Here is a 12,459-nt window from a genome sequence, read left to right on the forward strand (position 1 = left end):
ATTTACTCCTTGATAAGCTTATCGCGTCTTTGCTCGTAAGCATCGCGTAAAAATGGATAAAGATCAATAGCATCTTTTCTTAGTTTTTCATAAGCAGTTGGATCTTGCGAAAAGCTATTAAATGCTCTATATGATTTGATACCAGTTGATAAAAGTATAGGATCAACGTAGCTAATAGGATCGGCAAAATAATCTCCGATCATACCGCCAGTATCTCTTAAGTTTGATGGTCCAAGTAGCGGCCAAACTATATGAAAGCCACTCCCAACTCCCCAGTATCCAAGTGTTTGCCCAAAGTCTTCATTATGTGGCTTTAAGCCGTAATATTTTGCCCCATTGGTTAATCCGCCAAAACCAACTATTGTATTTGCCAAAAATCTTAATACCTCTTCACCAGCATTTTGAAATTTAAACTGAAGCAAATTATTTACAAAGCGAACCGGGAAAAGCAGATTATCAAAGAAATTTGAAACCATTGTTCTAGCTGTTTTTGGCACAACATAGGCATAGCCTTTTGCCACCGGAGTTAGCATATTTACATAGATAAAGTCATTTGCATGTGTCATCATTCTATTGTAGCCACTAAGTGGGTCAAAAACATCTTTTCTTGCCTCAAATTCAACATCAAATTCATCGCTTTCACTATTCGCATTTATGTCAGTATTAGCACAGGCTAAAAGCAAACTAAAAAAGATAGCAAGTAAAAATTTCATACCAACCCTTATTTTTATTTACAAAATGTTGCTAGATTTTATCTTTTAAAAACTTTACAAGAAATTAAGAAAAATTTATAAATCAACTTAAATTTAAGCTTTAGAATTAATATAATTAGATATATTTCATAAATTATTCTTTTATACTAGAAGGTAAATTTTGAAAGCAGATATAAATTTAGAACTATTTTTAGGTGAAGACACACAGGTTTTAGCAAAACATATTGCTTTATTAAAGGCTATAAAAAAGACAAAAAGTATTACAAAAGCAGCGGAACTGGTTGGCATATCATACAAAAATGCTTGGGACTGTCTTGATACGATAAACAATAAAAGCAGTAAGCCCCTTATCATTAGAGCCGATGGAAATAAGAAAAATAGTGGCTCTGAGCTAAGTGAGTATGCCGATAAACTGATAAAAATTTATGACACGATCCTTGAGACTCAAAAGGATTTTTTGCAAAAAATTTGTCAAAAGGTAGATGTTGAGGATGTGGATATCATAAACCTTCAAAGGATGAGCATGAATTTAAGTGCTAGAAATCAGCTCTCATGTGAAATCACTGGCATAAACCATGGTGCGGTAAATTCTCAAATAATCGCAAAGCTAAGCAATGGCTGTACGCTTGAATCAAATATCACGGTCGAGAGTGAGAAAAATTTAGGTCTAAAAGTTGGTCAAAAAGTTATTTTTATTTTTAAAGCTCCAGCTGTCATTTTAGCCAAAGATCTAAATATAAGCATAAGCACCAAAAATCAGCTAAAAGGCGAAGTGATCGAAGCAAAGATAGGTGCTGTAAATGCTGAAATCACTTTAAAATTAAGCGATGAGCAAACACTTACTGCTATCATCACAAAAGATAGTGCGATGGATATGCAAATAGGTGTTGGCGATACGCTTTTAGCAATAGTAAAATCATCACAAATCATTATAGGAGTTTAAATGAGAAAAGTTTTTAAATTTTTATGTTTGGCAGCCTTTTTTGCCATAAACGCACTTGGTGCTGAAGTAAATGTCTATGCTGCCGCAAATACGACATATGCATTTCCTGAGCTTATAAAAGAGTTTAACAAGCTTCATCCAAATGCCAAGATCAACTTAACACTTGGTGCAAGTGGTGGCCTTGTTACACAGATACAAAACTCAGCTCCAGCCGATATATTCATGGCTGCTGATATGGGCTTTGCGCAAAAAGCTTATGATACAGGTTTTGCAAGCACTGAACCAAAAGTTTACGCACAAGGTGCTGTGGCTATTTTTTCTATTAGAGATGTTGATTTTAAAAAAGGCATCGAAGTTGTTCGTGGCCTAAAGGCGATTTCTATTGCAAATCCACAAACAGCACCATACGGTAAGGCTAGCATAGAAGCACTTAAAAATGCAAAACTTTATGACGAAGTAGAAAAAAATATCGTTTATGCTCAAAAAATTTCTGAAACTCTATCTCAAGCATTAAGTGCTTCTGATGTAGGTTTTATCGCTGCTAGCGCACTTTTTGATGAGAAAATGTCAAAATACAAAGAGGGCGTTAATTACATCCTTGTTCCACAAGAGCTATACACTCCGATCGATCAAGGTATCGTTCTTCTAAAACATGCTGAAAAAAATGATGATGCAAAAGCATTTTATGAGTTTATCTTAGGTGATAAATCAAGAGAAATTTTCAAGAAATTTGGTTACAACGTTCCAGCTAAATGATAAGAGCAAAGATCGTTGGAATTTTAACTAAAGATGACGTTAACTTATTTGAGCTAAAAGGTCTAAATTTAGAGGCGAATTTATTTATGCTAGTCTTAAATGAGGCTAGCAAATTCGCCTTAAATGATGAGATTGACTTAGGTTTTAAAAGCTCCGATGTTATCTTGGCAAAAGACAAACTAAATAATAGCTCGCTTGAAAACGAGCTAAAGTGCGTGATTGAAGCTATAAATTTTGGTGAAATTTTAAGTGTTATTAGCTTAAAGTGTGGCGAAATTTATTTCGAAGCTATTATCTCAAATCACGCATTAAAAACTATGAACATAGGTGAAAACGATGAAGTCTTTGCCTATATAAAATCTACAAGCATTCACATAAGTACACAAAAATGATAGAAATTTCTTGTAAAAAAGAGCTAAATGGCGGTGGCGGAAAATTTTTACTTGAGGCCGACCTTAGCTTTGAAAGTGGTGATTTTGTCGCACTTTATGGAGCAAGCGGTGGCGGAAAGACCACTATTTTACGCTTGATCGCTGGTTTTGAAGCACCACAAAGTGGCTTTATAAAGGTTGGAGATAAAATTTTCTTTGATGAAAAGACAAATTTGGCTCCACAAAAACGAAATATTGGCTTTTTATTTCAAGATTATGCTTTGTTTGAAAATATGAATGTCTTTAAAAATTTGCTCTTTGCAAAAGATGACATAAGCCTGGCAAATAAACTTCTTGATATCTGCGGTCTAACAAGTCTAAAAAATGCAAAAATTAGCACTCTTTCTGGCGGTCAAAAGCAACGTGTTGCTTTAGCTCGTGCGGTTATGAGGAAGCCTGAAATTTTGCTACTTGATGAGCCGTTAAGCGCGCTTGATAATGCTATGCGTGAGAAACTTCAAGACTATTTACTCACACTTCATGATGAGTTTAAGATGAGCATTATTTTAGTAAGCCATGATATCGCTGAAATTTATAAGCTTTGCAATAAAGTCTTTGTCCTTGAAAATGGAAAAATTTCAAGATCAGGTAGTGCAAGTGAGATATTTTTAAAGAGTGCAGGATCGCAGAAATTTGCCTTTAACGCTAAAATTTTAGAGATAAAAAAACGTGATGCTATTTACGTGGCAAATGTATTAATAAACCGCCAAATTTGTGAAGTGGTGCTAAGTAGCAGCGAAGCAATGAATCTAAAAGCAGGCGATATGGTAGTAGTTAGCACAAAAGCATTTAGTGTAAATTTGGAAAAAGCATGATAGACGAGTTAAAAAGTATCGATTACGAGCCATTTTGGCTATCGCTAAAATTATCTTTTATAACAACTTTTATTTTATTTTTTGTCTGCATCGTACTTGCTTATTTTATGTCTCAGAAAAAATTTTTCGGCAAATCATTTTTAGAGTCAGTAATCTCACTGCCTTTAGTTTTGCCACCAAGCGTTCTTGGCTTTTATCTGCTCATTTTTCTTTCACCTTATTCGGCCTTTGGTAGATTTATTGAAGAAAATTTTGGGGTTAGGTTAGTTTTTAATTTCACAGGTCTTGTTGTGGCAAGTTGTATCTATTCATTGCCATTTATGTTTGGGCCGATTTATGCTGGGCTAAATAGCCTAAAAAAGAGCCTTTTTGAAGCAAGTTATAGTCTTGGTAAAAATAAGCTCACGACTATTTTTAGGGTGATTTTGCCAAGTATTAGATCAAATTTATTAACAGCTATTGTCGTTAGTTTTGCTCACACTATGGGTGAGTTTGGTGTTGTTTTAATGATAGGCGGTAGCGTAGCTGGAGAGAGCAAGGTCGCTAGCATCGCGATATTTGAAGCGGTTGAAATGCTTGATTACACCAAGGCTCATATCTATGCACTTTTGATGCTAATAATTAGCTTTTTTGTTCTTTTCGTAGTTTATCTTTTAAATTCTAAAAAAGCTTAAGACAAAGCTTATAAAGATATAATAGTAAAAATTTTAAAGGATGAAGTATGATAAAAGTGCCTACAAGTATATATTTAAATACCTTAGATAGTAAGGAATTTGATTTTTCCGCCTTTGCAAGAACGCACGACTGCGTCATTTTTATCTACCCAAAGATAGGCGAGGACTTTAGTCTTTTAAGTGAGCAACTACAAAATACACCTGGTATGAAGGGCTGCACCAAACAAGCGATAAACTACAAGAAATTTTTAAAAGATTTTAACGATCTTGGTTTCATGGTAGTGGCCATTAGCTCACAAGATATCGCAGCTCAAAAGAAATTTCAAGAAGAGACTTCAACTGGAGTCATGTTTCTAAACGATAGTGAGTTTATGCTTGAAAGGGCGCTTGAACTTCCAGTTTTTTCTGCATCAAATGGACATAAATTTTACTTTAGACAAACACTCATCATAAAAGATGGTAAGATAAGGCGCGCATATATAGTGGATGATCCTGAGAATGATGCTAAAAATATGCTAGAAAAACTCAAAGAAAAAGACTACTAGGAGCTAAAATGAGCCAAAATAGCAAAATCGAAAAGTCTTATGACGAGCTAACTTATAAATCAATAGCCTTTGCCCAATCATCGCCTTACAGGCTTGAAGCTTGTGCGACACTTCTTGGCATAACTCCACCGCCATGTGAAAATGCAAGAGTTTTAGAGATAGGATGTAGCTTTGGCGGAAATTTGATCCCATTTGCAGTAAATAACAAAAACGCAAAAGTAATTGGCATAGATCTTAGTGGCGAGCAGATAAGGCGCGGACAAGAGATCGTTAAAGAAATGGGGCTTACAAATTTAGAGCTTATACACGGCGATATTTGCGAATTTAAAAGTGATGAGAAATTTGACTATATCATCGCTCATGGCGTTTTTAGCTGGGTACCTGACTTTGTAAAAGAAGCTATATTAAAAGTTGTAAGAGAGAATTTAAGCACGAACGGCGTGGCATTTATCTCTTATAATGTTTATCCTGGCTGGAAAGTAAAAGATATCGTAAGGGATATAATGCTACTTGCTGCAAAAGACAAAGAGAGCATGCAAGAGAGGTTAAAAGCAGCCAAAGAAGCACTTTTAGTCTATAAAGAATATTTGCTAACAAGAGATGAAGAAATTTATGAGGGGAAGATACCTCTTAAGATGCTTCTTTTTGTAACAGAACATGTGCTCTCAAAAGATGACTTTTACATAGCTCATGAGTTTTTAGAATACACAAATGATCCATTTTATTTTAAAGATTTTAATGCCATGCTTGCAAAAAATGATCTTACTTATCTTTGTGAATATACGCTTGATGATATTTTTACCCCAGATGTTGGCACAGCTGTAGTAGATGAATACAAAAACAATAAATTTAAAGACAGGATCGATCTAGAGCAATTCATGGATATGATTAGTAACAAAGTCTTTAGACAAAGCCTAATAGTCCATAGCAAAACTTATGAGAGCATAGCCAATAAACAAATAGGCCCAAGCGATATCAATAAAATTCACGTTGTGGCAGATTTTATAAAGAAAGATAACCAGTGGCAAGATAGTTATGGCGCTATGCCACAAGATATATCATGGCTTTGCGAGGTCTTTTATAAGATGTATCCAGCTAGCATAAACCTTTCTCAGATTTTAGAAATTTTGCCAGAAGATAAGCTCATGGTTTATAGCGCCTTTGTAAGAATTTTAACAAACTCGTCTGATGCAATGATTTTAAAAGATGAGCAAAAAAATATCGAGTATAGGCCCGGCTATTCAAGGCTTAGTCAAAATTTAATAAATTATGTAAGATATTTTTTAAATCATAAAAATAATGCCGATGTTGTTTTTGCTAATAAATTTAGCATTTCAAGAAAGCTTAACAATATCGATTATTACATACTTTTATTGCTTGACGGCAAAAATAGCTTAGAAGATGTCGTAGCAAAAACCTTAAAATTTATCAAAGAGAACAACGAAGATATATTTGACATAAATGGCAAAGTGCTTAAAAAAGATAAAGTCGCAGCAAACATAATGAGCTACGTGCTAGGCACAGCAAAAATAGCTAGTCTGCTTTATCTACTAGAAGAAATTTAAGATTTAAATTTTACTTTGCTTATATAGCTGTGTGATTTTATCTTTTAGATTTAGTGTGTTTTTTGAGAGAGCTATGAAAAATGGGCTTTTTAAATCAGCAAGCTCATAGCTCATCTCTTTGCTACTATTAGCGTCAAATACTTTTCCACCACAAAAATTTACGAGCGCATCTCCTGCTGCATTGTCCCAAAGATAGCTTGGAGCAAATCTCAAATAAACTCCACCAAATTCAACCAAACGGCAAAATTTTATGGCTGAGCCGATGCATTTTTGCTCAAAATTTAAGCTCTGTCCTATAAATTCTATCTCTTTGGCGTCGCCTCTTCTGCTTGAAAAGATTAGATTGTCTAAATTTTTATCTTTTTTATTTAAATCAACTCTCTTTATGATTTCATTATTGTCACCTAAAATTTCTTTAAAAGCGCCATTTTCATCAGCATAAAAAAGCTCTTTACTAACTGGGATAAATATCACACCAAGCACCGGTCTAGCTTTTTTTATAAGAGCTATGCAAACGCAAAATTCACCGTTTCTAGCTAGAAATTCTTTCGTGCCATCAAGAGGATCTACGAGCCAAAACTCGTCTTTATCGCTTTCTTGCAGGATGCTCTCTTCAGAGCAAATTTTTATCCCACTTTTGGTTAGAATTTTTATTATCGCTTCATTTGCGGCTAGATCAGCGCTAGTTAGTGGCGAGCTATCATCTTTTAGGCAGACTTTAAGAGCCGTATTATCTGCAGAGTAAAATTTCATTATTTGCGCTCCAGCATTAACGGCTGCTTTTTTAGCTAAATTTAGAAGCTCGCTCATTTTGGTGTTCTGTTTGTCTCTCCAACATAAAGCTGTCTTGGGCGGACGATCTTTATCGTATCTTGCTCTTTTAGCTCGATCCACTGGCTAATCCAGCCTGGAGTCCTGCCGATGACAAAGATGACGGCAAACATATTGTTTGGTATGCCAAGCGCCTTTAGGATGAGCCCTGAGTGAAAATCAACGTTTGGATATAAATTTCTACTCACAAAATAGTCATCATTTAGTGCGATCTCTTCGATGCGGTTTGCGATTTTAATAAGCTCTGAGTTAATACCTATCTCATCCATAAGCTGATCTCTCATTTTTTTGAGTACTTTTGCGCGAGGGTCAAAATTTTTATAGACCCTGTGACCAAAACCCATTAGCCTAAATGGATCGTTTTTATCCTTTGCTCTAGCGATGTATCTATCGACGTTTGCAACCGAGCCGATCTCTTCTAGCTGGCGGATGACACCCTCGTTTGCACCGCCATGAGCCCAACCCCAAAGCGCTCCGATACCTGCACTTATACATGCGTATGGGTGAGCGTGCGTTGAGCCAACGGTTCTAACAGTCGTTGTTGAAGCATTTTGCTCGTGATCTGCGTGCAGCATAAAGACCGTATCAAGTGCCTTTATCTCAATAGGCTTAAGATCGACATGCTCGTAAGGGTAGCCTCTCATCATATAGAGGAAATTTTCAGTAAAGCCACGATCTAAATTTGGATATATGATAGGAAGCCCGCGTGAGTAGCGGTAACTAAAGGCCGCGATCGTTGGAATTTTAGCGATTATACGCATAGCCATCTCGTGATACTCTTCAGGTTTATCCATATTTAGGTGGTCTGAGTAAAACGCACTTAGCGCTGAGACTGCTGCTTGTAAGATCGCCATAGGGTGGGCTTTGTCCGGAAATGCGTCAAATAGCTTCATCATGCCTTCATGTATAAAGCTTCTTTTTTTAAGCTCGGTTTTAAAATTTATATACTGATCATTTGTTGGAAGCTCTTTGTTTAAAAGTAAGTATGCCACGTCTAAAAATGTCTTATTTTCAGCCAAATACGCGATATCATAACCTCTATACATTAGCTCGCCTTTTAAGCCGTCTATATAAGTTATCGCCGAGCGACACATCGCAGTTGAAGTATAACCTCTGTCAAAAGTAAACATTCCAGTATCACTAAAAAATGTCGAGATGTCTATCACATCAGGTCCCATAGTGCCTTTTAGTATAGGAAATTCATAGCTCTTGCCAGTTCGGTTGTCGATTAGTGTGGCTGTATTTGATGACATTTTTACTCCTTGCTTTTTGATTGCATTAAAATTTTGATGATTATAGCTCCTATTATAGCTTGTGCGAGGCTTGCTAGGATGAAAGATGAGTAAGAATAGTCACTTATCTCGCCTGATTTGTGTGCGATAGTAGCAACTGCGATCAAAAGAGTGAGCGGCATAGACTGCGAAACTGAAAATAAAAATATCCCTCTAAAGCCAAGCTTGCCCAAAAAGAGCAAACTAGATATAACTCTGGTGCCAAGCATCGCTAAAAATATAAAAATAGCATCCTTTATCACTTCGCTAGATCCTAGGCTTGAAAGCTTGAAAGTCGAGCCTATGTGGATGAAAAATATCGGCACCAAAAAGCCAAATCCAAAGCTTGAAAGCTTGTGTGGCAGGTCCTTTTTGTGATCAAAAAATGTCGTGATAAACATACCTGCGATAAACGCGCCAAAGGCAACTTCTAAATTTAGATAGAGCATCAATGCTATCATCGTGAAAAATACCGCGATGCAAAGCCTGATATCCTTCTCGTCCTTGTCGTAGTGTGGCATGAGCACCACTTTAAGCCCCGGATACCACCAAAAAAGCACGTCCAAAATTTTAAAGCTAAGCACGCTAATAGCCAAAAATAGGATCAAATATCCAATCGTTAGCCATAAATTTATGCTCGCTCCAAACTGCAAGTAAGCAGCGGTAAAAGTTAGAAGCGTGATGCTTAAAAGCTCGCCGATAGTTGCGATTAGCATGCTTAAATTTAGCCACTCTTGCTGCTTGCCATACTCCTTAAATAGCGTAAATATCATGCCAACGGCCATTATCGGGATAATGATAATATAAAGCAAACTAAGATCAAGACTAAACGTAAGTGCAGTTGCTAGCGAGTAAATGAGCGCAAGATAGATAAGCCCCAGACGTAAAATTTTGCGGTCAATGTTTATAAGCATTCTAAGATCAATCTCCATGCCAGCTAGAAACATTAAAAAGAAAAAGCCAACTTCGCTAATTAGCTTAAACATCTCATTCTCGCCGACAAGTCCGATGTAGCTAGCCAGTGCTCCAAGTATTATCTCAGCAGGAGCGACAGGAATGCGTAAAATTTTAGAAATATAAGGCGAAGCAAAGACGATAAATGCCAAAACGACAAGAATACTAAGCTCGCTAGCTTGATGTAACTGCAAAAAGATCCTTAAATTAAAAATGTTTGATTGTATAAAAAGCTTTGTTATTTTTTGATTAAGCTAAGCGATTTTTGGGCAAAATGGCGACAAATTTTTAAAAATTTGGAGTGCAAATTTATGCGTAAATTTCTATTTTTTGTCTTGATGTTTTTTGGAATTTTTGGCTTTGCAGATGAGCTAAGTTTGGTTCAAAGTTTTAAATTTGATGGAAGCGTTTTTTATAAGAAAAATACAGCCAAAGATGAGAGTTTTTACTTTTTAAAAAATGAAAATTTTGATGAGCATTTTGTAGGATTTAGAGTGAAATTTGACAAAAATATAAAAAGTGAAAGTATGCTTGCTGAGCTAAAAAGAAAGATAAAAGAGGCTAAAGAGGTGCTTTATAGTGAAGAGAATGATCAAATTTTAGCTCTCATAAAAGATGAAACTAGCAGTAAAAATATAGAAATAATCCACTTTTTACTTAAAAAAGATGGAGTCTTAATACTTTCATATGAAAGAATTTATGATCCAAAAACTCTGGTAGATGGGCTTAAGCCTGTACTTTTAAGTGAGGCTAGAAATTTTATGCTTCAGATGCCAAAGGTAGAAGCTAGGTAGAAAGGTGGATGTGGCAGTATTTTGCACTGCATGTGGTTTTGTTAAATTTCATCAAATTTTAGTAGCCAATTCTTGTGAGTGAATGAAATTTAAAATTTGCACATAGATTGATGAAATTTACTTAAAAAAAAAGGGGGCAAAGGGGCTTGAATTTTGCTTTGCAAGCTCGCAACTGCAGGCAGACACGAAGTCGCCCACTTATTCCCTTTTATATCCCCAATCCCTTAATACGCTCAAAGTGCACGCAATAGTGCTGGCGCACTGAATGCGGTTAAAACTCTATCAAATTTTAAAATTTTATAAGCAAGTAATTTCGGCTCTAGCGACAAGCTTTGTAAGACCCAAAATCAGTAGTCAATTCTTGCGAGTGAATGGAATTTTAAAATTTATAAATTAAGGTTTTTAGAAATTTAAAGTTTTGTTTCTTTGTTAAGAGGGAAGAGGCTTGAATTACGAAGTCGCTCCCTTCCCCCTTAACGATCCCCTAACCCCGACAACGTTAGAGGTGACATGCTCCAGTGCTAACGCACTGCATGCGATTTGTTATCAGATAAATTTGAGTAAATTAAAGCGAGCATATCGCGGCTCTAAATTTAGTGGCGAGTGAGTGAAGCTTTAAAATTTAAAAATGGTATAGATAAAGTTATTTTGTTGCGTACCTTAAAAACCTCACAAATTTTTACCAAGCAAAATGCCAAGATAGCTTGCAAGTAGGCAAAGGACAAGGTTTAAAAAGATATTTAAAAAGCCTTTTACCAGCTCGCCTTCTATTAAAAATTTCACACTATCAAGGCTAAAGCTTGAAAATGTTGTAAATCCGCCAAGTATGCCAATGACCAAAAATACTCTCACGCTTTGGCTTAAATTTAGACAAAACAAAATGCCGATAACAAAGCTGCCAAGCGCATTTACACCAAGTGTAGCTAGCGGAAAGTGGCTAAATTTTAGTAGCTCGCCAGCTAAAAACCGGCATCCAGCTCCTATAAAGCCTCCAAGCCCTGCGAAAAGCAAATTTACAAGCATTAGTGGCAGATACTAGCGAAGCTAAAACCGCGCTTTGTAAGCTCCTCGATATCCTTGCTAGCTTTCTCGCCTTTTGCGGTGAGGTAGTCGCCTATCACGATCGCATCGGCGCCATTTTCAAAGACCTCGTATTGTCTATCGCCTAAAATTTTCTCTCTGCCACCAGCTATCATGACTCTAGTTTCTGGTAGATCTCTTTTAGTCTCACGCACTATTTTTAGGGCTTCATCCGTACTAAGAGGAGGCAGATCAAGACTCAGCGCTTCATTTTTAATGAAAAAATTTATCGGTGACGAAAATGGCTCAAGCTCTTTTAGACTAGCTCTAAAGCTCACCCTATCAGCCTCACTCTCGCCAACGCCGTAAATACCACCAGTACAAAGCATGAGTCCAGCCCTTTTTGCATCTAAATTTGTCTGATATCTCTCGTCCCAAGTGTGAGTTTTACAAATTTTTGGGAAAAATTCTCGGCTTGTTTCAAGGTTGTGGTTGTAGCTAAAAACGCCAGCTTTTTTTAGCTCGCAAAGCTGCTCGTAAGTAGCCATGCCGTTACATGCGATGAGCATCAAATTTGGCACTTCTTTGCTCACGGCTCTTGCTAAAGATGCGATATAGTCGGTCTTTTTGTCATTTAGTCTAGCACCGCTTGTGACTAAACAAAAGCCAAGAGCGTGGTTTTTATAAGCCATTTTGGCCTCTTCCACCACCTGCTGCACGCTTTTTTCTTTAAATTTTGAGATATCGGCACCAGCTTTGGCGCTTTGTGTGCAGTAAGCGCAGTCCTCAGCGCAGTTTCCTTGAGTGACTGAACATATCGCACAGAGCATAATTGTTTTCATTTTTCATCCTTTTTTGGGGCGTATTATAGCTTTGATAGGTTTAAAATTTAAGTAGGATGGTTTATGAATTTGCAAAAATAGTTTGATGAAATATATAAATTTATTTTTATACAAGGGGGGGCAAGGGGGCTTGAGTTACGGTTTGCTTGTAGCTGTGAGCTAACGAAGCAAAGCCGTCCCCTTATCCCCCTTTAAATCATCTAAGCCCTTCGCACGTTAGAAGTGCATGTGATAGCGATTTTGCACTGCATGCGTTCGTATATATGGCAAGTGTCAAGTAAATTTTAAAATTTAAAGAACGAGTA

General features: G+C 36.5%; 14 protein-coding genes. 8 read left to right on the forward strand and 6 right to left on the reverse strand.

Annotation, left to right across the window (positions count from 1 at the left end; translation table 11 throughout):
* Positions 1 to 2: 2 nt before the first annotated feature.
* Positions 3 to 713: an MlaA family lipoprotein gene (locus A3854_RS07005; protein ID WP_084041878.1), complete on the reverse strand. Its 711-nt coding sequence runs from the start codon at positions 711 to 713 to the stop codon at positions 3 to 5.
* Between the two features lie 160 nt (positions 714 to 873).
* Here A3854_RS07005 and A3854_RS07010 point away from each other — a divergent pair, with 160 nt between their 5' ends.
* The 7 genes from A3854_RS07010 to A3854_RS07040 are packed head-to-tail and all read left to right on the forward strand — an operon-like array spanning position 874 to position 6,442.
* A complete protein-coding gene (locus tag A3854_RS07010) occupies positions 874 to 1,656 on the forward strand; it encodes a TOBE domain-containing protein (RefSeq protein WP_084041879.1) in 783 nt (260 codons plus the stop codon).
* Positions 1,657 to 2,412, forward strand: coding sequence for a molybdate ABC transporter substrate-binding protein (gene modA / locus A3854_RS07015; RefSeq protein ID WP_084041880.1), 756 nt, complete (start codon positions 1,657 to 1,659; stop codon positions 2,410 to 2,412).
* Positions 2,409 to 2,804: a TOBE domain-containing protein gene (locus A3854_RS07020; protein ID WP_084041881.1), complete on the forward strand. Its 396-nt coding sequence runs from the start codon at positions 2,409 to 2,411 to the stop codon at positions 2,802 to 2,804. Before modA ends, A3854_RS07020 begins: the two co-directional genes overlap by 4 nt.
* The gene (locus A3854_RS07025; RefSeq protein ID WP_084041882.1) at positions 2,801 to 3,658 is read left to right on the forward strand and encodes a sulfate/molybdate ABC transporter ATP-binding protein; all 858 of its coding nucleotides are present in this window, start codon (positions 2,801 to 2,803) and stop codon (positions 3,656 to 3,658) included. Before A3854_RS07020 ends, A3854_RS07025 begins: the two co-directional genes overlap by 4 nt.
* Positions 3,655 to 4,332, forward strand: a complete 678-nt coding sequence (modB, locus tag A3854_RS07030; RefSeq protein WP_084041883.1) for a molybdate ABC transporter permease subunit — start codon at positions 3,655 to 3,657, stop codon at positions 4,330 to 4,332. The genes A3854_RS07025 and modB overlap by 4 nt, the downstream gene beginning before the upstream one ends.
* A gap of 47 nt (positions 4,333 to 4,379) precedes the next feature.
* Positions 4,380 to 4,877 carry a redoxin family protein gene (locus tag A3854_RS07035; RefSeq protein WP_084041884.1) on the forward strand — a complete coding sequence of 166 codons (498 nt, stop codon included), beginning with the start codon at positions 4,380 to 4,382 and terminating at the stop codon, positions 4,875 to 4,877.
* 8 nt (positions 4,878 to 4,885) lie between these two features.
* Positions 4,886 to 6,442, forward strand: coding sequence for a class I SAM-dependent methyltransferase (locus A3854_RS07040; RefSeq protein ID WP_084041885.1), 1,557 nt, complete (start codon positions 4,886 to 4,888; stop codon positions 6,440 to 6,442).
* A gap of 3 nt (positions 6,443 to 6,445) precedes the next feature.
* On the opposite strand, the gene A3854_RS07045 is transcribed toward A3854_RS07040, so the two are convergent.
* The 3 genes from A3854_RS07045 to A3854_RS07055 are packed head-to-tail and all read right to left on the reverse strand — an operon-like array spanning position 6,446 to position 9,692.
* Positions 6,446 to 7,252 carry a 3'(2'),5'-bisphosphate nucleotidase CysQ family protein gene (locus tag A3854_RS07045; protein WP_084041886.1) on the reverse strand — a complete coding sequence of 269 codons (807 nt, stop codon included), beginning with the start codon at positions 7,250 to 7,252 and terminating at the stop codon, positions 6,446 to 6,448.
* Entirely contained in the window at positions 7,249 to 8,526 is a 1,278-nt protein-coding gene (locus tag A3854_RS07050) for a citrate synthase (RefSeq protein WP_084041887.1), read from the reverse strand. The genes A3854_RS07045 and A3854_RS07050 overlap by 4 nt, the downstream gene beginning before the upstream one ends.
* A 2-nt stretch (positions 8,527 to 8,528) precedes the next feature.
* Positions 8,529 to 9,692 (reverse strand): cation:proton antiporter, encoded by a 1,164-nt coding sequence (locus tag A3854_RS07055; RefSeq protein WP_084041888.1) that lies wholly within the window; start codon positions 9,690 to 9,692, stop codon positions 8,529 to 8,531.
* Between the two features lie 117 nt (positions 9,693 to 9,809).
* Between A3854_RS07055 and A3854_RS07060 the strand changes: the two genes are divergently transcribed.
* Entirely contained in the window at positions 9,810 to 10,292 is a 483-nt protein-coding gene (locus A3854_RS07060; protein WP_084041959.1) for a hypothetical protein, read from the forward strand.
* Between the two features lie 669 nt (positions 10,293 to 10,961).
* On the opposite strand, the gene crcB is transcribed toward A3854_RS07060, so the two are convergent.
* Together crcB and A3854_RS07070 are read right to left on the reverse strand one after the other, a co-directional pair.
* Positions 10,962 to 11,315, reverse strand: a complete 354-nt coding sequence (gene crcB / locus A3854_RS07065) for a fluoride efflux transporter CrcB (RefSeq protein WP_084041889.1) — start codon at positions 11,313 to 11,315, stop codon at positions 10,962 to 10,964.
* Positions 11,315 to 12,154: a biotin synthase gene (locus A3854_RS07070; RefSeq protein ID WP_084041890.1), complete on the reverse strand. Its 840-nt coding sequence runs from the start codon at positions 12,152 to 12,154 to the stop codon at positions 11,315 to 11,317. Before A3854_RS07070 ends, crcB begins: the two co-directional genes overlap by 1 nt.
* Between the last annotated feature and the right edge of the window lie 305 nt (positions 12,155 to 12,459).

This window comes from Campylobacter concisus (genome assembly GCF_002092845.1).
Lineage (GTDB): Bacteria > Campylobacterota > Campylobacteria > Campylobacterales > Campylobacteraceae > Campylobacter_A > Campylobacter_A concisus_AQ.